The following is a 26,168-nucleotide window of genomic DNA, read 5'->3' on the forward strand; positions in this document are numbered from 1 at the left end:
TTATTTAGAGGTTTTTTTGTTTTCATTAAAGATGCTGCTTAAACACAGGAAATACTAATATCACAAGGGTAAACAAAGCTTTATTATAATTCATTCAATAATTTTTCAGAATTCCAAACTGATGCAAACTCATCATTCAAATTGGCAAGAGCTGTTAAATGGATCAGTTCAGCATCATACTTCTCGCCATTGATTCCCAGCCTGTCGAATGCAGCCGTTGCATCCGATATCACATAAGTTTCATACCCAAAATTCCCTGCCATCCTTGCAGTTGTTGAAACACAGTGATTCGTAGTTATTCCCACAATTACCAGAGTATTTATGCCTTGCTCATCTATTCTTTCCTTTAAATCTGTTCCGATAAAGGCACTGTTTACATTTTTTGTAATAACAGGTTCATTATTTTGAGGCAGAACATAATCATTGAACTGAAAACCCGGATCAGATTCGTGCAGTTTAGACTCCGGATTAGCAGAGCTGTGTCTGATGTGGAATACCGGAAGCCTTAGCTCTCTCCACTTTTCCAGTAATACCCCGCTGATCTTTTCAGCATTCTTGTTATTTCTGTTTCCACCCCAGTAATTTTCATCCAAAAAGCCTTTCTGTATATCAACCAGAATCAGGGCCGGATTTTTATCTCTTAATTTTATCATTTATACTATTATTTAATACAATTAAAACATGCGGCTGTAAAGAAATTCCCTGTATCTGCCTTTTAAAGGGGAATCAAACAGATCAAATACATGCAGTGCTCCGGGTATCACCCACAATTCTGTTTCCACACCTGCCCGGTATAAAAGCTGCGAATACTCTATATTCTCATCCCTTAAAGGGTCCAGCTCACAGGCTACTACGGTTGTTCTGGGAAGACCAGAAAAGTCACTGTAATTTGTAAGATCTGCATATTTAATGCTTTTACCGGCATTCTCATCTCCTAAAAAGTGAAGCCAGGCAATTTCTGCATTCTTTTTATTCCATAAGGGAGCATCAGTAAATTCATTCATGGAAAAGGTATCCAGTTTATTGTGGATTACAGGATATAACAAAAACTGGTGTTTTATGTTTCTGATGCCTTTATCATTAGCCATTTGGGTAACTGCTGCTGCCAGATGTCCACCGGCACTGGCCCCAAAAACAGCAATATTTTCCGGATCAATTCCCAGATGTTCTGCCCCATGGCTTATTGCCCATTGCAATGAATCAAAGCCGTCCGTTACCGGAACAGGGAATTTATATTGCGGGGACAGCCTGTAATCAACTGAAATTATTGTAGCTCTGAGATTCTGTGCCATATCAAACATCTGATCATCTACCTGCTCCGGAAGGCCAAAAACGTATCCTCCCCCATGAAAATAAATGATGGTCCGGTTTTTATCGAATTCTTCCGGCTGATAGATATGAAGCCTTATCTGATGGTCATCCAGAGAGCTTTTTATGAAGATATCTTTTACGGTAACGTTATCCGGACCTTTAAAGGGATTTTCCTTTGCAAATGTTTGTTTTTCCTGCTGGATGATTTCGGGATTGTTAAGAAATTCAGCTTCATTGATTTCCAATGAAAACGGGAAACTGTCTATACTTTTCTTCAGGTCTTTGTTTATTCTGCTGAAATCCATCGTATGCTAATTTGTGTGTTTAATAGGAAGGTTTTTCAATACCTCGGCGAATAATCTTTTTATTTTGTAAATTTATATGATGAATATCGTGCCTCCAAACACCCAATCAATTGTGCGGAACGAACAAAAATGTAAGTATGAGTATTAAAGAATCCTCAACCAATAATGAGAATAAGAAGAATTTAGAACAAAGCTGCTCAGAAATATATGCTGTAAACCTCATCAGCGGCAGGTGGATACTTTCCATCTGCTATTGCCTCAAACAGGGAAAGTTAAGATTCTCCGAACTGAAAAATAACATTCCCAATATCACTGAAAGAATGCTCACTATGCAGCTGAAGAAAATGGAAGATGAACAGTTGATTGTAAAGAAAGTGTACGCAGAAGTTCCTCCCAGAGTGGAATATGAATTAACAGAGATAGGCATTCAATTGATCCCTGTTTTAGATGAACTGGAAGTATGGGGCAAACAGCACAAAAAATTAAAAAACGGCTTACTATAAAATAATACTGGCATTCAAACAGATATACTCTATTCTGAAAGTTTTAAAAAGCATGTTTTGAAAATATTATCCATATTTATTAAAAAAACTTGCAGGATATTACAAAAAGATCTATTTTTGCACCCACGTTAAACAACGAAACAATTGGTTTCTTAGCTCAGTTGGTAGAGCAATGGATTGAAAATCCATGTGTCCCTGGTTCGATTCCTGGAGAAACCACAAAAGTTAAACACAATTTAACTTAATCAATCAAAAAAGTCCCTTTTAAACAATGTTTAGAAGGGATTTTTGTTTTAGTGATGTTTAATATTGTTTCATCAAATTTAGTCCTTTTTTGTCCCTATGCTGTCCCTGAGGACAATTTAAAAAGATTTTCGATAGTATCAAAGACTAATTTTGAAACAAAAAATAGAACTATGAACATTGCATTTTTTTTAAAAGAGCCTACAAAGACAACCGAAACAATGGTATATGTTTCAGCAACCTTAAAAGGTCAGAGACTGAAACGCTCCACAGGGGTAAAAGTAAAACCCTCACAATGGACGGGGACAAAAGTGAGACAACTCGCTCCTGAATCAGCAACTAAAAATCTCAAAATCGAAAACACTGTCAAAATCTTAAAAGAGATTGAAAGGGAGTATTTATTAAAGGAACAACCCCTATCTAAAGAAATTTTAGAAAAAGAGTTTGAACACAAAATTACACCCGTCAACACAACAACTGCTAGAAAAAAAGACGCATTAAGCGTTTTTGATGAGTTTATTGATGTTAGGAAACAATCCGTATCGGAAAATACAATTAAGACCTATAAAACGTGTAAAAACCACCTTCTAAAGTTTTCAGCTGAAATGAAATTTGATATGTCATTTCAAAACATTACGCTTAACTTCTATGATGAGTTATTGGCATATTTCATTGAAAAGAATTTTTACAACTCTACTATTGGAAAATATGTAACAATATTTAAAACGTTCATGAATTGGGCAGGAGAAAGACGATTTCATAATAATATGGAATTTAAAAAGTTCTTTGTTTTCAAAGATGATTCTGAAAAAATAAAACTCACTCCTGAAATCGTAGAAAGATTGAGAACAACTGATTTTGAAGATGATTACAGTAATATTGTAAGAGACATTTTCATTTTTAGTTCCTATACAGGTTTGAGATTTGTTGACATTCAAAATATGAGACCAGAGGATGTTACAGAAGATTTTTTACGTCTACATATCAAAAAAGCTAAAGAAATGCTTGATATACCTTTATTAGATGTGCCAAAAGAAATAATCAAAGCTCACACAGAACGCTATGGCAGGTTAAAAGTACCCACTAACCAATTTTGCAATAGAGAAATTAAAAAACTTTTTAAAACGATTGGTTTTGATGATAAGATAAGGTTTGTAAAGTATTCAGGTAAAAATGAGATTACAGTAGAAAAAAATGCTCACGATTATTTAACAATGCATTATGGAAGGGTATTTTTCATTACCAACTCATTGATTAATGGAATGAATGAAGAGTTTATCCGAGAAATTACAGGTCATAAAGATTACAAGTCTTTCAAAAAATATGTTCAATTTTCCCGTGAAATGGTAGCTGATAGTTTACATTCTGCGTGGAAAAAATAAAATCCTATCTTATTGATAAATTCTTAATTTATCCAAAAATAGAATAACAAAAATATTCATATAGATATTTTAAGAGCCTGACTATTACAATTCCATAAATCAGGCTCTTTCATAGATTATCCATATAGCTAAAAATTGTGGAATTTTATTATTTTGAAAAAACTAAATAAAGTACCATTTTAAACATATAGAATTTTAAAGGGAATATGTTTTTAATCTTACTTAAAATGGTAACTTTTCAGCTACTTTTAGATGTGTCGATAGTGATAATTTTATTTTCTTTGAGTGGTCTACCCTCGTTACATCAGATATTATTTTTGACTTTCTGAACAGTTCCGACGCTGACCGAACAAATTTTAGCCGTATCTCTGATAGAATTTCCTTTCTTTAAGTTCTTAATCACTTCCTTATATTTGAAAAGGAAATCTTCTATGCTCTCCGTAGAACCTTTCTCACGACCTTTGTAAGTTCCCCGAGCCTTTGCAAGTGCGATACCTTCACGTTGACGTTCTAAAATGGTTTCCCTTTCCATTTCGGCTATGTTAGCCATAACAGAGATAATAAGTTTGAATGCTTGATTCTCTTTACCCTTAATCAGGCTTTCTATTCCGAGATTATCTACTTTAAGAATAACGCTCTTTTCTTTGAAAAATTCCAAAGTAGTAAGAATGTCATACAGGTTTCTTCCGAGCCTGTCAATAGAACTTACAGAAACATAATTGATTTCATTATTTTCAATTGCTTTTATTAACTCCTTTCCCTGCTCTCTGTCTTTGAAAGGTGTAGAACCGCTAACAATATCAATAAAAACCTTTTCGCCCTGCGCTTGTTTTTCTTCCTGTCTTGCTGTGTTCTGCGCTCCTGTACTAACTCTTATATATCTTGCTCTCATAATTGTAAATGTTATAAAGCACCCTGCAATTATGCAAGGTGCAAAGATTAATATTGTAATTAGTTTTTGAAATAATAGCCGTTAGAACTCATATAATCATACATCAAATGTCTGGCGGTTGCTTCCCAATCAATGCAGATATAAGAAGGTAGGTTTTCAGGAATTGAGCCTTCCTGCTCTAAAATCTCCTGCGCAAAATCTTCATCCGAACTGTACTCGCCATAATATGAATTTGAAAGGCTATCTAAAAGGTCGTCCACGTCCTTATGGTAGTAGCTCATGCACTCTGCATAGGCTTCTATAACTTCGAAATCATAATCTGAATTATTAATTTGTTCGGCTATCTCATAAATTTCTCTTGATAAATAAGATTCGCAGATAAGATTTTGTTTGATAAAGAATTCCGAACATTCGTAGTCCTGAAACATAAATTCGGGTTCTTCTTCGTCTTGGTGTAGTTCCTGCATAGCCTGTAAAAGCTCGTCATAATCTGAATAATCTGATAGTTTCAGCCATGAGCCATAAATACTCCCTGAATTGTACTTGCCATAAGTACCGACATAGATTTGGAAGTCCTCCAAACAATTTTGTAACTTTGCCATTGTAAGTAAGTTTTAATTAGCGTTAAGAATTATTTTACACACTCCCCGCTCAATATTCCAAGTATTGACGGGGTTTTTTGTTGTCTTTTAGTAGTCGAAAACTGTGCCAAATGTTCTAAAATTAGCATACTTTTAAATAAAACAGCAATAATATTTTGAATCCGTAGAAAATCACTTCAAACCTGTTCTAACTTTGGGTTACAGTCTAAAAATGTTCAAAAAAGTGTTGAGGTTTTTAGAGTGCCTGAAAACTTTTGCCCTAACTTTAACAGGTGGGGGTATGGCAAAAACTCGTCTTACACCCTCCCCCTAAGACTAATATGGGTACTCTTCCGATACATATAAAAGAAATTTTCAAAATCCGTAATGAGGTATCAGAATTTTTTATCATTTTTGCAATTCATGAAATTTAAAACGGTTTAATTATTGATATAGAAAAATTTATCTAAAAAGCTATCAAGCTATTTTAGAATAACATCAACGAAAATAAGTGTAAAGACTTATTGCTTTGTAGAAGAAAATTTGGCGATTTTAAAACACACTAAGCAAAAGTCAGACACCCACGATTGGCGTGGGCTGTTCTGCTTTTGTGTGTGGGTAAGCCAAATACCTCTTCTACTAAGCGTGCAGTTCCACGCTTTTGTCGTTTATAATACATTATAAAATGGGGTATCTACACAAAATCATTGAATTAGAAAAGCAAAAGAACTTTCAAGAGATTGCAACAACTCTTTTCATGGAAGCAGAAATCAGCTACAACCAGACTGAATGGAGCGAGAAAAAACCAAACATGAAATATTGGGAGTTTGTAAGCAAAACAAAACACCTTCTTAACAAGGACTTCCATAAAAACATTATGTTTGGCGACTTACAGCCTAACCCATATCTGATAAATGCTTATAAAATGATTGGCGGAAAAGGAGAAATTGCATTTTGGAGAGAAGACAAATATCCCCTTGACGGAGCAATAGCACGTCTCATGTTTACCCCGACAATTTATATTTACGCAAAAGAGTGTTGCGAAGTATTTGAAGAAAAGATAGGTAACAAACCGTTATTTATGAGCGGTTTAAATCCACAGGGGGTAATTAACAAGTACAATTCCGAGAAAAACACAATCAAATCATCATCTACCTACACAAACAACAGCTCACAAAGTGGCTGTATGGGAGTTCTATTGCTAATAATTGGAATTATAAGCCTATTGATATTACAAATTAACTCATAAAATAAAAATATGAAAAAATTAATTTTCACACTTTCATTGGCAATGTTGCCACTATTCTCATGTTCATCATCTGATAATGACGAGCAGACAAACAACCCTGCAACTGTAAACAATAACAAAATCAACCCTCCTGCATGGATTATTGGGAAATGGACGAGTTATTTAGGTGGCACAGCCTACCAATCTTACACCTTTTCAAACGGAGATATTGTTATGTCTATGGGTGGCTATTCACAGAGCTACAAATACATTGCTGATAATGGAGGATATTCTCAAACATCAAGCGATACGGAATTTACTTTTACTCTTGCTAACGGAGGTGTTGCTCAAACTTTCAAATTCAAGAAAGTAACAGCAACAAAACTCAACTTTGATAACGGAAACAGTATTACAGAATTTATAAAAGAATAACAACATGAAAAAATTACTATTTACAGTTGTATTGGCGTTGCCAACACTTTATTTTGCACAGGACACACAGAAAGATAAAAAGTGTGATTTACCTGCAAATTATCAAGAACCAGCTCCCGATAAGAAAATCCAATCTTTTTTGAAAAAAGTTGATGCAACTATTGAAGACCTTAGAAAACACATTGCAATAGACAATGATTGCGAGGAAAAAGATGTTGTTTTCTTGCGTATTTCGGAACAAAAAGGAAATGGATTGTATGATTTGTGCGTAAAAGGTAAAAATCTAAAATACAAAAGGATGGGAAGCGTGTTTATGAAGGCAAACGAAAACCCTTTTGATACAGCAAAATGATATTGCAGTTTCAAAGAGGTTGCATACCGCCATTTGAATATAAACCGTACACCATTTGGGATGACGTATTGCTTATTTTGATGCTTATTGCTTACCTCATTTTGTATGTCGGAGGTGCTTATTTTCTCATGCGAGGTTTGAAACTCATAATCAATGCACTGAAAAAGTATTTCAAGAAAGAAAAATGCTAAATATTTCAAAACCTGTTTGTAATGCGACAGGTTTTGACGTTTTGTCGAATTACATTTACAAGCGATAAAAAGAATTCGATTAAAAATACCGTGAAAATACCTATAACATGTTAAAAACATTTTAATTATAATTGTCACCACAAAACACCAATGCAATGCGAAAATTTTATTTTACCGCTATCTCATTATTTATCTATCAGTTAGGATTTTCACAAATTCCTAATCTACCAACAGTTTCCAGACCACAGGCGAGTGGTTTAGGTAATTACTTCAATAACGATGTTGGGAGTTCGGCAAACAGCAGAAATCCCCAAAGAACCTACACCCCAACCGTGCCGAAACGCTCAACACCCACACAGCAAAATGATTACGGAACACAAGCAAGGTCACAAAATAATGCTGTCATGCAGGATATAGAACGAGACATGGCAGAAGTTAGGGAGATACAATTCCGTGAGTGGGTAGAAAATGGCAGAAATATGTCATATAACCTACCTTCATTATCAGGAAAAGCAGGAACACAATCGTACTATGATGCTTACAACAAGCTCACAGGGATGGATTCCGAAAATTACTCATTGGTAGATGTCAATTTTACCGTAGAAAATGCTTTTTATGATAATAAACGAGATTTAAAGGATTTCAAATCAGGAATACAGAAAACAGCCAAACAATTATTGCAGAAAATGAAAGAACGTAAGCAGGACACGGAAAGCAATGTTTCTAAAAACCTGATGTTGTTTGAGTATTTTTCTAAGGATATGAAATTAGGAGGAACAACCCACAAAGCCTTTGAATATGACTTTAAAGACTACATGGGTGAAAAAGATTACTCGAAGATGTTTGTTTCTAAGCTGTTAAAAACAGGTTCAGGACAATGCCACTCTATGCCGTTGTTGTATTTGATTATTGCGGAAGCAATGGGAACAGAAGCGCATTTATCACTAGCCCCCAATCATTCTTATGTTCGGTTTATGGATGATGAAGGACAGTACAGGAATATTGAGCTTACCAATGGTATGTTTTCAACCGACACATCACTACTTGAATCAGGTTACATCAAATCCGAAGCCCTACAGAATAAAATCTATATGGAGAACCTATCCAAAAAGGAACTGTTAGGAATAGCTTATTTTGATTTGGCGAGAGGATATGTCAAAAAATTTGGATATGATGAATTTGTAGGAAAAGTTATTGAAAAAGCATTAGAGCTTTATCCAAATGGACTTGCTCCGAACATGGAAAAAGCAAATGTGAGCCAAGCACGATTTGCCCACGTAATGAAAAACTTAGGAATCAATCCCGAAGACAGGCGAGATTTGCAGAGAATCGGATATTTCCCAAAGGCAGTTGAACAGCTAAATAATGTTAATCAGCAGTTTAACAAGATTGATGAACTCGGTTATACCGAAATGCCTGCATCCGCTTACGAATCATGGTTGGCAAGTCTGAAAACTGAAAAGAATAAACAGGAAAGTGAAGCACTCGCACAAAAAATCTATCTGTACCAACTTCAAAAGCAAAAGGATAAACAACAGCAGGAAGCCGTAAGAAAGGTACAGGAACAGAAGAAAAAAGACGAAAAACCTAAATACTTCCCAATTGACCCTAATAAATTATGATGAAAAGATTTTTAATTAACAGAACTTTGTTCCTTTCAGCCTTATTGTTAATATGGTTGAGTTCAGGAACAGCCAAAGCACAAAACAATCAGTTTTACAACGATTCCTATCAAACCATTGATAATATGCTGAACGACAAACAGCCATACAGCTTCAAAGAAGCCGTTTTTAGCGTTGAAAATGCGTATTATCAGGGTAAGTTAGATATTGACAAACTAAACGGAGAAATCGGCTTCTTAAAGAACTTTGCTAACTCTATTTTGAAAAGCAGGGATTTGACTTATAAAGAATCAGACAAAGACAAAGTTAGCAAGTATGCAACAGTCTATTCCATTATTTGCCAAACACTTCCAATTTCATATAAAGATACTATAATACAGTATAAACCATTTACCTATGACTTTACCGATGTGTTCGGACATAATGATATTAGTAACCTGTTTGTATCAAAACTTTTGGCAACTAAAAAAGGAAACTGTAATTCAATGCCGTATCTGTACAAAATTTTAGCAGAGGAAATCGGAGCAGATGCAAATCTGGCGTTAGCACCGAATCACGTTTATATCAAGCACAACATTAAAGCAGGAGGTTGGTTCAATACAGAGCTTACAAGCGGTATTTTTCCGATTGATGCGTGGTTGACAGCTTCGGGGTACATTCATTTGGACGCCATCAAAAATGGGGTGTTTATGAAAGCATTAAACAATAAAGAAAGTTTAGCATTATGTTTATTTGATTTGGCACAGGCTTACAACAGAAGTTTCCCGAAGAATGACGGAGAATTTGTACTAAAAACGCTTAACCGAGCATTAGAGATTTATCCAAATTTTGCCAAAGCACTGATATTAAGAGCTGAAACTCACAAAGAACAGTTTACAAGATTGATGGATAGGCACAACCTGAAAACAGATAATGCTGAAAACCTAAAATTAGTACAACAGCAAGACCCAAAAGCCAAAGAATTATTTGAACTCATGAACAAGGAATACGGAAATATTTATGAGATTGGTTACCGACAGATGCCCGAAGAAATGTATTTGGATTGGTTGGTTTCCCTTAAAACAGAAAGAGAAAAATTTGAAAACAAAAAATTATTAGATAACTTTACAAAATAACCAAATGAAAAAAATTTTATTAATTGTCTTTGCCATATTAGCAGGATTTTTTCAGGCACAGACAAAGAAACAGACCACTACAAAGCAGAAAACAGAAAAGAAATGGGTAAATCCTGTTAAACTGACAAAAGAAGAGCGTAACCGTCCATATATGGACGAAGTTTTGAAAACCCGTGATTCATTAACACCGCATGAAGCAGAAAGACGTAGAAAAAATATTGCAGTTGGAAACCCTTTTGCCAAATACGGAGTTTACCCAAAGATTGCAACTTTAAGTAAAGGTAAATATTTGGAGTTTCACGACATGGATAGTGTTGTGAGCATTGGCTCAATTAGATTCAATAGGAAAACCAAATCTATCACAGAATTTAGAGAGATTGATTTGAGCGACCCTGATGCACAACCATATTTAGATACAGCAGGACGTTGGATAAGCCCTGACCCATTGAGTGAAGAGTTTCCAAGTTGGTCTCCGTATAATTATGCGTTTAATAATCCTCTGAAATTTGTTGACCCTGATGGCAGAGCGCCTGAAGAAGTAAACGGATGCTGTTGGTGGCTTAGATTAATGCCATTATTTGAAGAATCGTCAATAAAACCAACTGTTATTGAAACACTTACAAAAACAGGAGAGGTCGGAACTAAAGCGGGAGAGGCTTCGGCACGACAAGAACGCTTTAATTTTGGTAGATATGTTGAGAAAAAGGAACTTGCTAAAATGGGAAGAGAGAAAAATACTGAGACTTACGAATTTACTGACCCTAAGACGGGGAAGACAGGGCGAACAATTCCTGATGCTATGACAGATGAAGGAGGAACAATTGAAATAAAGCACGTTGTAAGACAACCACTTACAAAGCAATTAAGGGGGCAAATAGAAATTTCAAAGGCTAATGGTCAGGAAGCAATATTACATTTAAATAAGTCTGCGGAAATTACAAAGCCACTTAAAGACTCAGGAATCAAGATTCAGAGATATACACCGCCTGCAAGACCTAAAATTGATAATATAAAAGTTACTCCTGCTCCTGCACCAAAACTGATTCCAGTACCAAAACCTAAAGACCCTTGTGCAGGAATTCCAGGCTGTGCATAATTGAAAATTTATTATATTTAAAAATGACTAATATTGAAATATTGCTTAAAGCAGTTAAAGAGCAAGCAGAAAAATTTTTACTTGAAAATGGCGTGTTTGCTCCGTATGCTACCTATGTAAGGGCGAACGGTAAATTAACTTACGTTGGTGTTTACTCAGAATCAACCGACTCAAAAGAATTATATGATACTTTATTAAGTGGAGCTTTTGACGAATTGAAAGATGAGGACGTTCGGGTTTATGCGATTGCTATGGATGGAAAATATCAAGGGAAAGATGTATTAGTTATTGAATTTATTCTTTCACCAGAAGACATATATCAACAAGTCTATCCTTATACTATAGAAAATAAAAAAGTAATATTTGGAGAGAATTTATTCAAAAAATCATGACAAGTAATCCATATTTGACTTTTAAAAATGATGAATTGGCTAAATCGAAAATTTTAGCCAAAGCGCTAAATGTTTCTGAAAATGATTTCATTATCATTCAAAATTGGTTTGACCTATTACTTTTGAAGCATGAAGAAGCAACTAGTGATAAGGAGGAACAATTAAAAACTGAAAAAGAATTAGAGACCCGATTCAACGAGCTGATTTCATCTGAAATTGAAAGAAAAAGCTATAAATACATCCTTCCAAAGTTGTTGCATTACAATAATGTATTTAATGATGCTTTTTTAAGGTCACTATATATAGCAAGGTTAGAAACTTTACTTAGAGATAATCTGATTCCCAAACTTGTTAATGATAAAATGATTGTCTATTCACCAGAAGATTTTTTGTGTGTAACCGTTTATCTTAAAGATAATTATTTTGTTTCTCCCAACAGTAATTTTTTGGAAGATATATTGAAAATAGAACATGTTCGTGGTATTTTTAAACAGGCTACTGCCAAAATTAAATTTGAAACTTTAAAAAACATACTGCATATTATATATCAGAAAACTTTTCACCACGATATTATTTGTTTTAAAAAGATTTTGAAATTGGTATCAGAAGCAGATACAGGACTAATTGATTATTTGAAGAAATTTCAAGTAGAGAATAAGCAGGGTTGCTATAAAATTATTAATGATATATTTAATTTAGAATTAGCAGAGGATAACTGGGATGATTTTCAGATTAAAATTAGCCTAATTAACTTTTTTGATACTGCTAGAGGTGCAAGTCCTGCCCCTAGTTGGAACAAGAAATTTCAAGAACTATCTGCAACAGTTGGTAACAACAAACTTTTACAAACTGCAAATTCCGTTATAGAAAATGAAAATTACAAAATTTATGAGTTTGATTATGGAGCACAATGGAGTGATGATACAGCAAAAAGATTTTTAAAATCTGCCCAGTGGATAAAAAATATTTCGCAATGAATAATCGTGCAAAAATCGAAGAAAACAGTATCTACAACTACAACCTGTATAAAGCTCAAAATACTTTATGGTACTTCAACAACCTGATTAACAATTGTTATAATGATACAGCAATAAAATTCATGGATTCCAATAACGTATATGTGTGGATGGAAAATGTTAAAATTGAAGGGGATTATTATACAGGGGAATTAGCAGAAAATGGTAATGCTCACAAAGTTCCAATTAATGATGTCATAGATTGGATGGTTATTGAGGACGGACGATTAATTGGCGGTTATACAATAAGACATTACAGGAATACTCTTGACGATGAAGCAAAAATGAACTTTGATATTGATTTTGGAGTAAAGATTGACGCAGGAAATGATTTTTTTAAACCTGATTTAACAACTCCTGAAGGAGCTATTATCAAAATTGAGATTTTTTACACAGAAGAGAATTTAGAGGGTGTAATTTCTTGTAAAGATTTTGAAATGGAAGCAGAAAACATGCTAAAAGATAGCGATTTAGAATTAACTGAATCTACTAAAAATGATTTGGCAGAGGTTTTAAAACTTGCATTAATCGAAGATATTAAATCAAACGGATTCCCCCATTTTAATAATATTGAAAGAAATTTTTCACTTATCACAGAACAACAGGACCAAAAATTAATTGAGGAAACTATTATCTTTGAGAATGACACAACAAAACGCAATAAATTTTGGATAGGACAATCAAAAAGCGGAGATTGGAAAGTCTTAAATCTTGTAGAATAAATTATCAAAACGAGAAAGCTAAAAATAATTATTAATTTAGAATCATAAATTTTTAGACCATGAACATAAAAACAGCAACAGTATTAAAAAATGCTTGGGGAGATAAGCCATGTGACCATGAAACTCTTGAGAAGGAATACTTCAATGATATGGCAACTGGAGATTATATTTGTACAAGATGTGGAGAAGCCTTTACAAAATCAGAAAGAGCTGATAAAATAAAACAGGAGCAAGAGGACAAAGAAAAATCTCAGGAATAAAAATAGAAAACAGACTCGTTTTGAGCCTGTTTTTTTTATGTTATTGAAAAAGTTGGTACGTTACCATACTTTTGAGAAAAAACCTCATTAAATCGGCTCTTTACAGCTTCTACATGGTCGCTTGTAGTTGCTATACTATCATGTATTGGAAAAACGGGAATTTCACGCCTGTAATCTTTCGTCAACTCCTTTGCCAACACATCTATAATCATAAATCCTTCCATTTCAAAAAGTAGTTTGCTGATATTTTTATAGCCTTGCTTCTTTTTAGTTTTTAGAAAATCATAAATCACAGGGTAACGCTCGGCAAAAACTTGTTGAACCTTCTCGTATTGCGAGTTTTTCGCAAAGAACATCGCCAATAGTAGTTTCTTTGTTAGTTCTCTGTTTTTCTCATAACAGTTGTTATAATCCACTAAAAACAATCTTTTGTAGGTTTGCCCCCATTCTTCACCGTAGATTTCCATAAGCCTGTCAATGAAAACATCATACACTCCGCCAGAGACACATAAATTTTTGAAGTCCGCAACCTCAGTATCCATACGGGTTTTAAGAGATTCAGAATTCATATATATATGGAAACTATCTTTTATTCTATCTATTCGCTTCTTACTAACTCTATATCTAACAGTAGATAGATAATTAGATAAGAAATATGGAATACTATTCTTCAAATCAATTTCGTGAATTTTTTTATTGTCGTAAAACATTAATTTCCTGATTTCTTTATTCAATCTTGCAAACGGATTATAAAACCTCCCCACTGTTCTATATTCTTTTCCAACTTTTCCGCTACCTCTTGAAAAACTGTAAATCCCATTCATAAATTTCACCATGTTTTTCATCGCCATAAGGTAATAGGTATAGGTTGCTAATCCTTCTTTTTCTGGCTCACCGTGCGAAATCTTGATTGGAAATTTACCTTCCATAAAATAGGCTTCAAAAACATCATTTTCAGCTAAATTCGTATCAACTGAAAACTTGGTGTAGTCGAAATAGTCAATTAAAGGCTTTTCATATTTTTTCACGTAGCTTGTTTTTGTGGTTGTAGACTTCAAATCATCAGCACCTTTAATTTGAATCACTTCCGCAAACACTCTTGAAAAACGGTAAGGCTTTAAAAAACCATACCCAAAACTTTCTTTTCCAACGAGATACGATTTTCGATTAATGTATTTCAAGTCAATTAAAAGTTGAACGTATTCTAAATAGTTTTTCCCGATATGCTTAACCCAAGTTTTGCTGTTAATTAAGCTATGGTGATTGTATTTTTCTGTTTCTGTGGTTTTTACGAACACAACCGAACTATAAATCATACGCCCGATAATAAACTTAATGCAGTTCATATCAAAATCTTTAATTCTTTCCTTCCCTTCATTTTCGATACGGGAATAATCGAGTGATAATGGTAGTAAAACCATTAATTCATTTTTATTTACTGTTTGTCTCATTTAATCATATTATATTAATCCTCAAGCCATTACGGAAATGAGGAAAGATTAATAAAATAGACTTAAAGCAAAAGCAGTAGCTAACATAAGCCTTTGCTAATGCTTAAAGTCGTTCAATAAAATTTTTAGGTGTTTTGTTTTAGGAGAATGTAGAAAATTGTTTTTTTTCGAAACATTACATTTTCTACTTAGCTGATAAAATTATTCCTTGCCTTGCTTTTCAGAATTATAAATATAATTCAAAACATCACTTCTTCTATAAATAGGACTTTTTCCAGACCTACCAACAGGCTTTAATAAACCTTTTTTGTTCCAAAGCCAAATGGTTGTTCTCTTTTTTTTGGTAAGTTCACATACCTCAGCTATTAAAAGATGTTCATCTTTTTCTGATTCCGCAGAATCTTTGTCTTTACTTTCTAATTTTGAAATTAATAAATCTAGTTTCTCGTCTGTTTTGTTTTCTGACGGAAAGGCACTCACTAATTGAGTGATAATTTCCAAGAATTTTTCTTGTTTCATAATGTTTTATTTAGAATTATGATACAAAAATACTTTAGTGAATTATCCTTAATCAATGCCTGTACCTAAATAGGGACAAAAAAGGGACTCAAAAAAATTAAATTAGATACTTAACCTCTTTTTTGGGAGGCTTACAATCTCTCATTAAAGTTTTTTGAATAGTATCTTTTTTAAACTTTTTGTAATCTTCTTCATCATAAAACATAAAGTTTTTAATTATCCATTCCGAAACCTGCTCTTTACTATCAGCAATTAGATGACCTTCATCATAACGTTGTTTAAGAAAATACACAAGCATATTAGAAGCCCCTCTGAAAGTAATTTCATTAACTACATTAGTTAATTCACCAAAAATTAGTTTTCTAAAAGATTCGTTAAATTCTTCGTGAATATATGGAGAGAGTGAATCAAATACATTTTCTGGATAAAGAAATTTTAGTGGTTCTTGGCTTTTAGTAACTTTTTTAGCAGTTGGCTGTTTATTATCTAAAAAATCAGGATAATCAAACCTTAGATTCATCGCTAATTTTGTAATGTTATCTTTATAATTTGCAAGTATTTCCAATTTTGAATAATATTCATTTGCTAATTTTTCCAGTCTCTCATTTATAAAGCTATTATCAGACATTCGGAGCTCAACAACTTCAAGGTGAAATTCATTTTTTGCGTAAATGTATTTTATATAGTTTTCTAACATTTCAAATTGAAAAGAAAAATAATTTTGAATTTTTTGCATAGCACTACTTTCAGATAAATCAGGAATTATCTTACTGTAATCATCTAAAAATCCTACTGTAATCTCTTCTTTTTCACTTCGATGTTCATTTTTTCTGCCATAGTACCAATAGTAAATACGGGAAACAAAGGCAAAATAGTTATATGATAGCAGTTTACTATGATAGAATAGGTTTTGAAACTTTTCAGGTAAATCTGGATTTTTAAAATACTGATAATCTAATTCTATAAATTGCTCGTAATTGTAGTAAGATTCTTTGAGTTTATCCCAAAAAATCATTTCCATCTTATCGGGATTTTCTGTGTACAATTCTTCAAATGCCGTCTTAATATCAAATGGAAACTCTTCTTTATTGATTGAATAGATGGATTCTAGAAGAGAAATATCTTTATCGAAACTTTCAGGACTTGACATTAAAATATTTTGAAACCTATATCGAAGTTCATTAAGAAAATTGTAAAAATTGTTTATCTTTGCTTTCATAGTTTACTAAACAGGGTTAAACAAATATCGGCAAAAAAGACTTAATTTATAAATTATTGTCCCTACTTTGTCCCTCCCAAAAGTAAACATAGATTTAAATCATTGAAAATCAGAATAAAGGGATATTCCTGGAGAAACCACAAACCGTCTTATTAAGGCGGTTTTTTTATTTTAAATCAAAAGATATAAAATTGGATAAATGTTTTCATTTATTCTAAAAAAATTCACTGTGTCTTTATTCTGAAAATCCGTTTACGGAATTTTTTCACTATTTTAAGTTACAGTCTGTATAAAAATAAAACCGCACCAGTCTTAAAATTCGTTAATATAAGCCTTCAAATCCTAAATTCAGCTTCTGTTTTTTGGAAAATACCTATCTTCGCCTACAAATCATTATTTGAAAATGAAGAAGATCATCTCCGGAGTATTTGTTTTCTGCTCTGTTATCACTCTGGCTCAGGAAGCTATACAGTTTCAGGAACTACCATTCAAAGACATCATAGCAAAGGCAAAAAAAGAAAAGAAGCTTGTCTTCGTTGACGCCTATGCTTCTTGGTGCGGACCATGTAAGATGATGGAGAAAAATGTATTTACCCAAAAAACTGTCGGGGATTATTTCAATACCAATTTCGTGAATGCCAGATTCGATATGGAGAAAGGCGAAGGAAGGGAAATTGCAGCAAAATATGGGGTACGCTCCTATCCTACTTATCTTTTCCTGAATGGTGAAGGTGAGCTTATTTCCCAAAACTCCGGCTATATGGATGAAAGTATGTTTGTCACTATGGCTCAGGATGTGAATTCCTCAGGCAATAAAAAAGGCTCATTAAAAGATCGTTTTGCACAAGGCGAAAAAGATCCGGCATTCCTGATCAATATTATGAAACTGAATTCTTCTTCAGACTATGATTTTGCCAAAAAAGCTTCCGAACGGTATTTTGAAAACAAAAAGAAATCAGAAGAAATCTCCAAAGAAGAAATAGGCTTGCTTTTATTCTTTGTAAAATCAACCGAGGATAAAAATTACAGTACATTTTCATCAAGGAAGTCCGAAATCATTAAATATCTTCCGGAAGAAACTTACAATGAATTTGATAATCAGTTGAAACTTTCCAAAATCGTAGAACAGTCTATTGATGATAAGAATAAAAGGATAAACGATGAATATTTCATGAAAACGGCAGAACCGTTAGTAGGAAAACAGCTCGCACAATCCAAACTGAACCAAACAAAGCTCAGCTATTACGAACAAAACGCCAATTTCCCTGAATTTGAAAAAGCAGCCCTGGAATATTATAAAAATTCCGATGCATTCGAACCTAATGAATTGCTGAGGGCAGCATGGGTATTCAGTGATCATATCAAGAATCCTGCATCATTAAAGAAGGCCACAGAATGGGCTGAAAAGTCTGTAATGCGCAGCGAAACACCAGAAAACACATATATTCTCGCAAGACTTTATTTCCTGACCGGGAATAATGAATTGGCCAAAAACTATGCAGAAATGTCAAAAAACATGGCTACTCAAACCAACAAGGACTCCAAACTTGCAGAAGAATTATTGAAACAAATAAAATAAATGCTAAAACACAAATTTCTCACCGCATCTATCACCCTTCTGTCCGCAGCAATGTTTACAGCACAGGAACAAGAACAGGAAAAAAAATTATATATTAAAGGAAATGCTCTTCTGGCTCCAATTGGCGTAATCAATATTGGTCTGGAAAAACAGTTAACCCAGAAAATTACCATGCAGGGTGATGTTCTGGTATCTCCATGGAAGTCTTTTGCAGGCCATGAATTTCAGTATTATTCTGCTTCTTTGGAAGGAAGATATTATTTCAATGAGGCATTCAACCATTGGTATATAGGAGCTAATATTGGGGTATCCTCATTCGTTCTGCAGAAATGGAATTACTGGAAAGATGGCTCTTATATAAATGATCGTAATGAAGTATTCGTTAGATCTAATTTATATCAAAAAGGATTTTCATTTTTAGCAGGTGTTACGGGTGGTTATCAATTTAAAGTATCTGATCGCTGGAACATCGACATTTATGCAACAATTGGCTCATCCACAGATTTCTACAAGGGATATGACCGTACTACAGGCCAGCGGTATGAATCAGCCCAAAAATATAATAAAAGTGGAGAAATCCTACCTTACAGAGGAGGTATCATGATTTCTTATAAATTAAAATAACAGCATGAAACTGTTCGGAAAAAATCATATTATCATTTCAGTAATCACTTTTGTGATCCTTTTTTTAATGAATTATATTGGAAATAACCTGCCTGATAAGCTGGAAAGAGCTCTGATGACAGCTTTTGCCGGAGTAATCGGATTATCGATAGGGCTTTTCATCCTTAATAAAAGCAAGAACGATAACAAACCGCCACAGAATTTTGACTGATAAAAAATGGAACAGTGAATAGTTAATTTGGCTTTGTAAGTGAATTTTATGAGTATCAAATGATAGATTCATTATTGACCGACAAAGCCAAGCTGATTATTAATTTTTAAGGAATCAATCCTTGTACAGAATGTATTTTGTTCTGATCTTTTCAAATTTCTCTAGGTCATTTTTCCATGAAGCTTTGATTTCCTGACCTGATTTTCCAGCTATAATCTGCTTTCTGAATTCATCCGTTCCGGCCAGTTTATCGAAAAACAAATTCTCAAGGAAGAAACCCTGCTGTGGATTTTTATAATTTTTATAAGATTTGATCAGCCATTCAAGGTTAAGCTCTCTAAGATCTTTCGGATAGGCAGAAAGGTCTTCACCATAACAAAGCTTTCCATTCAGGAAAGGATCTTTTGCCCCGAAATTAGGCTTTGGCGTAAACTGATAAGAAAATGACTGTGTCCACGGAGATCCGTAGATCTGGAAAGGTAAACTTGTTCCCCTCCCTACAGAAACTTGTGTTCCTTCAAAAAAGCATAAGCTCGGATACAAATTAATTGATTTATCATTCGGAAGATTTGGGGATGGTTTATCTGAAATGGGATAACGCTGTTTCTTATGGTAATTCTTCATCGGAATCAGGGTATATTTTGCCTGAATACCATTTTTCAGCCACTTTTCACCGTTTACCATTTTTCCATACTCTCCTATCGTCAGCCCGTATACTACAGGAACTTCATGCATGCCGACAAAGCTTGACCATTTTTTCTTCAAAACAGGTCCGTCCGTATAACCGTCATGAGGGTTGGGACGGTCCAGCACCATAATTTCCACATTATTTTCTGCACCGGCCTCCATTAAATAGGTTAACGTTGAAATATAGGTATAAAACCTTACGCCAACATCCTGAATATCAAAAACTACCATATCAAGTCCCTTCAGCTGTTCCGGTTTTGGCTTTTTATTGTTTCCGTATAAAGAAATAATAGGGATTCCGGTTTTGGTATCTACTCCGTTTTTTACCTTTTCCCCGGCATCTGCATCTCCTCTGAACCCATGTTCGGGGGCAAAGATTGTCTTGATCTTAATGTTATTTTTAACTAAAAAATCTACCAGGTAGCTTTTATCACTCATCAATCCTGTCTGATTGGTTACCACACCGATTGTTTTGTCCTTTAGCAAAGGCAGATAAAGTTCAGGTTGGTCTGCTCCGGTTTTAAAATCCTGCTGACCTTGAACCTGAGAATAATATTGGTTGAATACTCCTAAAAAAATTAGGCAAATAAGAAGTAAATTTTTAATTTTGAAATCTAAATTCATAAGCTTGAAATTTCCTTTATATTTCTCTAGAAAAATAGCGTTTTCCAAAGATAACAAAAATAACCTTTCAAGAGTTATCATCTTCATCGGCAGGCTTTCTGTAGCTTTGGGGATCATTGTTTCTTTAATTACTGTAGCTACAGGCTTCGGATCAAAGAAAGCAATTAAGGAAAGGCTGGCAGATTTCAGCGGACATATTACGGTGCGGTCTACAAGATCCAATTCTTCTTACAACACATCTATTCTTGACAATCAGGGACTGGATATCCAGAAAATTAAAAAGCTGCCGGATGTGGAAAGTGTTCAGAAATATGCAACTGTAACGGGAATTATGCGTAATGAACACAATTTTTCCGGCATTATATTCAAAGGGATAGGAAAAGATTTTGACAGTCTGAGATTCAAGAAGTTTTTAGTTGCGGGGACAACTCCAAAAGTTACGGAAAAAGGCTTTAACAATGATGTTACCATTTCACAGAAGATCGCCAATGATCTTCACCTGAAGGTTAACGACAGCATAGTTACCGTTTTTTCAAAAGCAGACCAGAAACCGATATACCGTAAATTCAGGATTATAGGAATTTACAAAACCGATATTAAAATGATTGATGAACAGTTCGTTATCGGCGGTATCAATCATGTAAGAAAAATCCAGGAAATGAAGCCGGATGAAATTGGCGGCCTCGATATATTCTTTAAAAATGTAAATGATATTGATAAAGATTTTCCGGAAATTGAAAAACTCATCGGCTACAAAAATTATGCTGAAAAAGCAACGGAAAAATTCCCGCAGATCAATGACTGGATCAGTATTTTTGATACGAATATTGCTTTAATCATCATCATTATGCTGATCGTAGTAGTGATCAATATTATTATGGTCCTTTTAATTCTTATCATCGAAAGAACCAATTCCATAGGGCTTCTGAAAACGCTGGGAGCCAGCAATTCACAGATCAGAGCTACTTTCATCAATTATACCCTGATTATTATGATTCCCGGGCTTTTGTATGGAAATGCAATAGGTCTTGGTCTTATTCTTATTCAGAAATTCTTCGGCATTATTAAATTAAATCCTGAAAACTATTACGTTAGTACGGTTCCGGTAGATCTTAATCCTGTAGCCATTGTTTCCATTTCATTGGGAATCCTTCTTATTTCAGGACTGGCTCTGATTATTCCGAGTTACCTGATCAGCAAAATATCTCCGGTGAAAGCAATTAAGTATAATTAAAATTGAATTGTCAACAGGCAATGGTCAGTCATTAATTATGTTTACAATATTTGTTATTGCCATTCATCATTCACTTTTTTATAAATCAATCTTAAATTACGCAGCTAATTTTTAAAGCCTTATCTTTGCACCGCTTATAAAACATTTATGAAATACGCAAAAAATATTCTTGAAACGATAGGAAATACACCTCTTGTAAAACTTAACAAAGTATTGGGTGAAGATTTTCCTGCTCTTGTTCTGGCGAAAGTAGAAACATTCAATCCGGGAAATTCCGTAAAGGACAGAATGGCCCTTAAAATGATAGAAGATGCCGAAAAAGACGGCAGATTAAAGCCTGGCGGTACCATTATTGAAGGTACTTCAGGAAATACCGGGATGGGACTGGCTCTTGCAGCCATCATCAAAGGCTACAAATGTATTTTTGTAACCAATTCCAAGCAGTCGAAAGAAAAATGTGATATTCTCCGTGCTGTAGGAGCTGAAGTTATTGTATGCCCTACTGACGTAAAACCTACAGATCCGCGTTCTTATTATTCAGTTTCCAAAAGGCTGGCTAATGAAACAGAAAACGGATGGTATGTAAACCAATATGACAACTTATCCAACAGAGCAGCTCATTATGAGTCTACAGCTCCTGAAATCTGGGAACAGACGGAAGGTAAACTTACCCATTTTGTAGTGGGTGCCGGAACAGGAGGTACCATTACAGGTTGCGGAACATTCTTCAAGGAAAAAAATGCAGATATCAAGGTAATAGGAGTTGACACTTACGGTTCTATTCTGAAAGAATTCCATGAGACGGGTGAACTTCATTACGATCATGCTTACACGTACATCACAGAAGGAATCGGGGAAGATATCATTCCTGAAAATTACGACATGTCTGTGATCGATCATTTTGAAAAAGTAACGGATAAGGACGGTGCTGTTTACGCAAGAAAACTGGCTAAAGAAGAAGGAATTTTCTGCGGATATTCTGCGGGAAGCGCTATTGCTTCTTTAATTCAGATGAAAGACCAGTTTACCAAAGACGATGTGATTGTTGTTCTGCTTCACGACCACGGTTCAAGATATGTAGGGAAAATCTACAATGATGAGTGGATGAAGGAAATGGGCTGGTTAGATTAATCAAAACGAAGGCAAATTCGCCCTTTTAGATAATAAAACTTTGAGCAAAAAGCTCAGAGTTTTTTATTGTTTGATATTTTTCTTTAATACTTGTTTCAGTGTCTCGTAATCCGCCTTGTTCATCGATTTTTTTGGAAACATGTAATTGTATTTTCCTTCCAGCGAAATAAACTCATCATTAGCATCAAAACTTTGAAAATCTTCCCATTTGCTTAATTCTTCCTGATGATTAAGGTTTACGTTAAAAATATCATTATTAAACCGGATCTCATATATGTTGGAATCTTCCAGCGATTTCAAATACTTGTTCACTTCTTTTTTCCACCGCGAGACTTTATTTATGCTCAAAGAAAGATAAACTGTACACAACAGAAACAGAAAGCTCACAAAATACAAGATGCCGAATTTTTCTTTGCTTAAATCATCTTTAAAACAAAACAGAATCAGCAGAATTAATCCTATAACCAAAGTAGTAACCGTCTTTCCTCTCGTAGTTGATGAAAAAAATAAACTTCCCTGATTACCGCTGAAATAAATTTCTTCGAAATCTTTTCTGTTCACATTTAATGTAATGACTTTCTCTCCACTCATTTCTTAGAAAATATTAATTCGTTTTTAAGATTACAAAACTAAATCAAATATCTTCATATTGATCATTTATTGCAGAAAGTTTATTCATCAGATCACGGTTTTCCCTCTTCAGGTCTTTTATTCTTCTCAACATATCATTAATGACCTCCAGACCGGGAAGGTTAATTTCCAGGTCGTAATGCCAGTTGGTAAACCTTTCAAAAACAGGCAAATCTTCATATAGCAAATAATGGATTTCATTCTCTGTTTCTACATTCAGAAGACCTACATCCACCAGTTCGTCAAAAAAAGTGATCTCTATATTGTATATTTTTACGAGTTCTTCCCTCGATATTCTTTCACTCATGGCTTAGGAATTTTTAAGTTGTTCAAAAAGTTCTTTCTGCTTGTCTGTCAGACCGGTTGGTAATTTTACCTCATACGTCACAAAAAGATCTCCGGACTGCCCTTCTTTTTTATATACCGGAAAACCTTTTCCTTTCAGTCGTACTGTAGTCCCGTTCTGAGTTTCAGGTTTTACTTTAAGGCTGACGCTGCCATCCAATGTGTTTACTTTTACATCACCGCCCAAAACAGCAGTATACAGGTCTATCGAAACTTTAGTTTTCAGATCATCACCGATTCTTTCAAAATCAGGATCTATGGGAATATTGAATGTAATGTACAGATCTCCGTTCGGGCCACCGTTAAAACCAGGATTTCCATGGCCTTTCAGTTTAATCTGCTGACCATCATAAACCCCGGCCGGAATTGTGATCCTTACTTTTTTACCATTGATCTCGAAAGTCTGCGGATGGGTTTGTGCAGCATCTTTTAAATTCAGATTTAATTCAGCATGAACATCCTGCCCTTTGAATTTCCCTGACGAGCTTCCTCTTGAGCTTCTCCCAAAACCTCCGCCTGCCCCGCCAAACATACTCTGGAAAAAATCTGAAAAATCAGCCCCTTCCCCAAAATCAGCCCCGGAGTATCCACCGCCACTATAATTCTGTTGCTGATACTGTCTTTGTTGTTGCTGTGCTTTTTCATATTCTTCTCCATGCTTCCAGTTTTCTCCATACTTATCATATTTCGTACGGTTTTCCGGGTTGCTGAGAACTTCATTAGCTTCATTCAGTTCTTTAAATTTTCTTTCTGATTCTTTGTCGTCCGGGTTAAGATCAGGATGAAGTTTTCTGGCCTGTTTTCGGTAGGCTTTCTTGATGTCATCCTGTGTTGCGCTTTTATCTACGCCTAAAATCTTATAGTAATCTATATAAGCCATAGAAACGATATTTACTCAAATTTATGAAATTTGTCCCTGAAAATTATATAACAGAGTGTTAAAAATAAACCTATCTTTGATAAAAAGCGTTGAATGAAAGAGGTACTTAAAAACTACTCGGGAATTATACTTTTACTTCTGGGAATTGTTGCAGGAAGCATTATAGGCATTACAGTTCCGGGCATTGTGGAATATATTAAACCACTGGGAGACATATTCCTGAATCTGCTTTTTGTGAGTGTGGTACCGCTCGTATTCTTCGCAGTATCCAATTCTATTGCTTCCCTGGAACAGCAGTCTAAATTTGGAAAGATCATTCTTGTAATGGCCTTCACTTTCCTGTTCTTTATTTTAACAGCAGCTGTTTTTACGATCTGTGCCGTTTACATGTTTCCTGTTTCAGGAGTTTCCGGCAGTTCGGACGTAATTGCAGAAACTGCGTCTGAAGAAAATTGGGGCAACCGGATCGTCAGCTTTTTCACCGTTGGGGAATTTACACAGCTTTTTTCAAGGCAAAATATGCTGGCTCTTCTTATTTTTGCTTTTATGACAGGGTTTGCAGCCAGAAAGTCCGGGGAGAAAGGATTACCGTTCAGGGTTTTCATTTCTTCCGGATATGAAGTGATGAAAGAATTGCTTTTATTAATTATGAAACTGGCACCTATTGGGTTGGGGGCTTATTTTGCCTATCAGGTAGCGACTTTAGGCCCACAATTGTTTGGGTTTTACGCTAAACCTCTCGGGCTTTATTATATTGCAGGAATTATTTATTTCTTTGTCTTTTTTTCACTGTATGCTTTTATGGCAAACGGGAGGAAAGGGATCAAAAGTTTCTGGACCAATGCAGCTTACCCCACCCTTACCGCTTTGAGTACATGCAGCAGCTTCGCCACTATGCCTGCCAATCTTCAGGCAGCTTCGAAAATAGGTATCCCGAATTCCATTGCCAATCTTGTTATTCCTATCGGGACTACACTTCATAAGAACGGCTCTTCCATGTCATCCATTATTAAGATATATGTTGCTTTCCTGATCATTGGAAAAGATTTTTTTGATCCTTCCAATTTGCTTCTTGCTTTAGGAATTACGGTTTTCGTAAGTATTGTAGCTGGTGGTATTCCCAATGGCGGATATATTGGAGAAATGCTGATGATCTCAGTATATAAGCTACCTCAGGAAGCTGTTCCGGCAGTGATGATTATCGGAACTCTGGTTGATCCTTTAGCCACTGTTCTGAATGCTGTGGGAGATATTGTGGCGGCTATGTTTGTGAACCGGTTTGTGAAGGTCTGATGATGTTTAAACATGAAAAATTTAACCGCAGACTTCCCGGATTTACACAGACTTTTAAGTTAGATTTTATTGTAAGGAATAATAATCTTAACAACTAA

29 protein-coding genes and 1 tRNA gene are annotated in these 26,168 nt (G+C 34.6%); 19 read left to right on the forward strand and 11 right to left on the reverse strand.

The features are described from left to right. Positions 1-83: 83 nt before the first annotated feature. Positions 84-650, reverse strand: a complete 567-nt coding sequence (locus HNP36_RS08995; protein WP_184162161.1) for a cysteine hydrolase family protein — start codon at positions 648-650, stop codon at positions 84-86. Positions 651-674: 24 nt separating this feature from the next. Beyond that, positions 675-1,616, reverse strand: coding sequence for an alpha/beta hydrolase (locus HNP36_RS09000; protein WP_184158288.1), 942 nt, complete (start codon positions 1,614-1,616; stop codon positions 675-677). A 137-nt stretch (positions 1,617-1,753) separates the two neighbouring features. On the opposite strand from HNP36_RS09000, the gene HNP36_RS09005 reads away from it, so the two are divergent. The 3 genes from HNP36_RS09005 (at position 1,754) to HNP36_RS09015 (ending at position 3,744) form a co-directional block, all read left to right on the forward strand. Next, the gene (locus tag HNP36_RS09005) at positions 1,754-2,119 is read left to right on the forward strand and encodes a winged helix-turn-helix transcriptional regulator (RefSeq protein WP_184158286.1); all 366 of its coding nucleotides are present in this window, start codon (positions 1,754-1,756) and stop codon (positions 2,117-2,119) included. A gap of 146 nt (positions 2,120-2,265) precedes the next feature. After that, positions 2,266-2,338: transfer RNA gene (locus HNP36_RS09010), tRNA-Phe, on the forward strand. 197 nt (positions 2,339-2,535) lie between these two features. Beyond that, complete coding sequence (locus tag HNP36_RS09015; RefSeq protein ID WP_184158283.1) at positions 2,536-3,744, forward strand: tyrosine-type recombinase/integrase; 1,209 nt, start codon at positions 2,536-2,538, stop codon at positions 3,742-3,744. A 304-nt stretch (positions 3,745-4,048) separates the two neighbouring features. On the opposite strand, the gene HNP36_RS09020 is transcribed toward HNP36_RS09015, so the two are convergent. Together HNP36_RS09020 and HNP36_RS09025 are read right to left on the reverse strand one after the other, a co-directional pair. Beyond that, complete coding sequence (locus HNP36_RS09020; protein WP_184158281.1) at positions 4,049-4,636, reverse strand: recombinase family protein; 588 nt, start codon at positions 4,634-4,636, stop codon at positions 4,049-4,051. Between the two features lie 59 nt (positions 4,637-4,695). Continuing rightward, a complete protein-coding gene (locus HNP36_RS09025; protein ID WP_184158279.1) occupies positions 4,696-5,238 on the reverse strand; it encodes an antirestriction protein ArdA in 543 nt (180 codons plus the stop codon). A gap of 736 nt (positions 5,239-5,974) precedes the next feature. Here HNP36_RS09025 and HNP36_RS09030 point away from each other — a divergent pair. The 10 genes from HNP36_RS09030 to HNP36_RS09075 all read left to right on the forward strand — a co-directional run bounded on the left by HNP36_RS09030 (position 5,975) and on the right by HNP36_RS09075 (position 13,643). Next, positions 5,975-6,466 carry a hypothetical protein gene (locus HNP36_RS09030; RefSeq protein WP_184158277.1) on the forward strand — a complete coding sequence of 164 codons (492 nt, stop codon included), beginning with the start codon at positions 5,975-5,977 and terminating at the stop codon, positions 6,464-6,466. Positions 6,467-6,475: 9 nt separating this feature from the next. Further along, on the forward strand, positions 6,476-6,877 hold the full coding sequence (locus HNP36_RS09035) for a hypothetical protein (protein WP_184158276.1): 402 nt from the start codon (positions 6,476-6,478) through the stop codon (positions 6,875-6,877). Positions 6,878-6,881: 4 nt separating this feature from the next. Further along, complete coding sequence (locus HNP36_RS09040; RefSeq protein WP_184158275.1) at positions 6,882-7,229, forward strand: hypothetical protein; 348 nt, start codon at positions 6,882-6,884, stop codon at positions 7,227-7,229. 346 nt (positions 7,230-7,575) lie between these two features. Continuing rightward, positions 7,576-9,042 (forward strand): hypothetical protein, encoded by a 1,467-nt coding sequence (locus tag HNP36_RS09045; RefSeq protein WP_184158274.1) that lies wholly within the window; start codon positions 7,576-7,578, stop codon positions 9,040-9,042. Next, positions 9,039-10,157 (forward strand): tetratricopeptide repeat protein, encoded by a 1,119-nt coding sequence (locus HNP36_RS09050; protein ID WP_228456297.1) that lies wholly within the window; start codon positions 9,039-9,041, stop codon positions 10,155-10,157. The genes HNP36_RS09045 and HNP36_RS09050 overlap by 4 nt, the downstream gene beginning before the upstream one ends. 4 nt (positions 10,158-10,161) lie before the next feature. Then, on the forward strand, positions 10,162-11,253 hold the full coding sequence (locus HNP36_RS09055; protein WP_184158273.1) for an RHS repeat-associated core domain-containing protein: 1,092 nt from the start codon (positions 10,162-10,164) through the stop codon (positions 11,251-11,253). 23 nt (positions 11,254-11,276) lie between these two features. Then, on the forward strand, positions 11,277-11,645 hold the full coding sequence (locus HNP36_RS09060) for a hypothetical protein (protein ID WP_184158272.1): 369 nt from the start codon (positions 11,277-11,279) through the stop codon (positions 11,643-11,645). Continuing rightward, positions 11,642-12,622: a hypothetical protein gene (locus tag HNP36_RS09065; RefSeq protein WP_184158271.1), complete on the forward strand. Its 981-nt coding sequence runs from the start codon at positions 11,642-11,644 to the stop codon at positions 12,620-12,622. Before HNP36_RS09060 ends, HNP36_RS09065 begins: the two co-directional genes overlap by 4 nt. After that, the gene (locus tag HNP36_RS09070) at positions 12,598-13,383 is read left to right on the forward strand and encodes a DUF2314 domain-containing protein (protein ID WP_184158270.1); all 786 of its coding nucleotides are present in this window, start codon (positions 12,598-12,600) and stop codon (positions 13,381-13,383) included. The genes HNP36_RS09065 and HNP36_RS09070 overlap by 25 nt, the downstream gene beginning before the upstream one ends. Positions 13,384-13,442: 59 nt before the next feature. Beyond that, a complete protein-coding gene (locus tag HNP36_RS09075; RefSeq protein WP_184158268.1) occupies positions 13,443-13,643 on the forward strand; it encodes a hypothetical protein in 201 nt (66 codons plus the stop codon). Between the two features lie 35 nt (positions 13,644-13,678). Here the strand turns inward: HNP36_RS09075 and HNP36_RS09080 are convergent, their stop codons facing one another. From HNP36_RS09080 to HNP36_RS09090, 3 genes are all read right to left on the reverse strand, one after another. Next, entirely contained in the window at positions 13,679-15,094 is a 1,416-nt protein-coding gene (locus tag HNP36_RS09080; RefSeq protein ID WP_184158266.1) for a hypothetical protein, read from the reverse strand. 201 nt (positions 15,095-15,295) lie between these two features. Then, complete coding sequence (locus HNP36_RS09085; RefSeq protein ID WP_184158264.1) at positions 15,296-15,613, reverse strand: helix-turn-helix transcriptional regulator; 318 nt, start codon at positions 15,611-15,613, stop codon at positions 15,296-15,298. A gap of 97 nt (positions 15,614-15,710) precedes the next feature. Continuing rightward, a complete protein-coding gene (locus HNP36_RS09090; RefSeq protein ID WP_184158262.1) occupies positions 15,711-16,763 on the reverse strand; it encodes a hypothetical protein in 1,053 nt (350 codons plus the stop codon). A gap of 472 nt (positions 16,764-17,235) precedes the next feature. Between HNP36_RS09090 and HNP36_RS09095 the strand changes: the two genes are divergently transcribed. Genes HNP36_RS09095 through HNP36_RS09105 form a run of 3 tightly spaced genes read left to right on the forward strand, consistent with a single transcriptional unit; the run spans position 17,236 to position 19,246 of the window. Further along, the gene (locus tag HNP36_RS09095; RefSeq protein WP_184158260.1) at positions 17,236-18,411 is read left to right on the forward strand and encodes a thioredoxin family protein; all 1,176 of its coding nucleotides are present in this window, start codon (positions 17,236-17,238) and stop codon (positions 18,409-18,411) included. Next, a complete protein-coding gene (locus HNP36_RS09100; protein ID WP_184158258.1) occupies positions 18,412-19,035 on the forward strand; it encodes a DUF3575 domain-containing protein in 624 nt (207 codons plus the stop codon). It begins immediately after the preceding gene. A 4-nt stretch (positions 19,036-19,039) separates the two neighbouring features. After that, positions 19,040-19,246 (forward strand): hypothetical protein, encoded by a 207-nt coding sequence (locus HNP36_RS09105; RefSeq protein WP_184158256.1) that lies wholly within the window; start codon positions 19,040-19,042, stop codon positions 19,244-19,246. Positions 19,247-19,360: 114 nt separating this feature from the next. Here HNP36_RS09105 and HNP36_RS09110 read toward each other — a convergent pair whose 3' ends face one another. Beyond that, on the reverse strand, positions 19,361-20,557 hold the full coding sequence (locus tag HNP36_RS09110; RefSeq protein ID WP_184158254.1) for an exo-beta-N-acetylmuramidase NamZ domain-containing protein: 1,197 nt from the start codon (positions 20,555-20,557) through the stop codon (positions 19,361-19,363). A gap of 4 nt (positions 20,558-20,561) precedes the next feature. Between HNP36_RS09110 and HNP36_RS09115 the strand changes: the two genes are divergently transcribed. Together HNP36_RS09115 and HNP36_RS09120 are read left to right on the forward strand one after the other, a co-directional pair. Then, positions 20,562-21,791 (forward strand): ABC transporter permease, encoded by a 1,230-nt coding sequence (locus HNP36_RS09115; RefSeq protein WP_184158252.1) that lies wholly within the window; start codon positions 20,562-20,564, stop codon positions 21,789-21,791. A gap of 147 nt (positions 21,792-21,938) precedes the next feature. Then, positions 21,939-22,922 carry a PLP-dependent cysteine synthase family protein gene (locus HNP36_RS09120; protein WP_184158250.1) on the forward strand — a complete coding sequence of 328 codons (984 nt, stop codon included), beginning with the start codon at positions 21,939-21,941 and terminating at the stop codon, positions 22,920-22,922. A gap of 63 nt (positions 22,923-22,985) precedes the next feature. On the opposite strand, the gene HNP36_RS09125 is transcribed toward HNP36_RS09120, so the two are convergent. The 3 genes from HNP36_RS09125 to HNP36_RS09135 are packed head-to-tail and all read right to left on the reverse strand — an operon-like array spanning position 22,986 to position 24,777. Next, a complete protein-coding gene (locus HNP36_RS09125; protein ID WP_184158248.1) occupies positions 22,986-23,513 on the reverse strand; it encodes a hypothetical protein in 528 nt (175 codons plus the stop codon). Positions 23,514-23,556: 43 nt separating this feature from the next. Continuing rightward, entirely contained in the window at positions 23,557-23,859 is a 303-nt protein-coding gene (locus HNP36_RS09130) for a chaperone modulator CbpM (RefSeq protein WP_184158246.1), read from the reverse strand. A gap of 3 nt (positions 23,860-23,862) precedes the next feature. Next, positions 23,863-24,777: a DnaJ C-terminal domain-containing protein gene (locus tag HNP36_RS09135; protein WP_184158244.1), complete on the reverse strand. Its 915-nt coding sequence runs from the start codon at positions 24,775-24,777 to the stop codon at positions 23,863-23,865. Positions 24,778-24,870: 93 nt separating this feature from the next. Here HNP36_RS09135 and HNP36_RS09140 point away from each other — a divergent pair, with 93 nt between their 5' ends. Beyond that, positions 24,871-26,070: a dicarboxylate/amino acid:cation symporter gene (locus HNP36_RS09140; RefSeq protein ID WP_184158242.1), complete on the forward strand. Its 1,200-nt coding sequence runs from the start codon at positions 24,871-24,873 to the stop codon at positions 26,068-26,070. Positions 26,071-26,168: the final 98 nt, after the last annotated feature.

It is taken from the genome of Chryseobacterium shigense (assembly GCF_014207845.1).
Taxonomy (GTDB): domain Bacteria; phylum Bacteroidota; class Bacteroidia; order Flavobacteriales; family Weeksellaceae; genus Chryseobacterium; species Chryseobacterium shigense_A.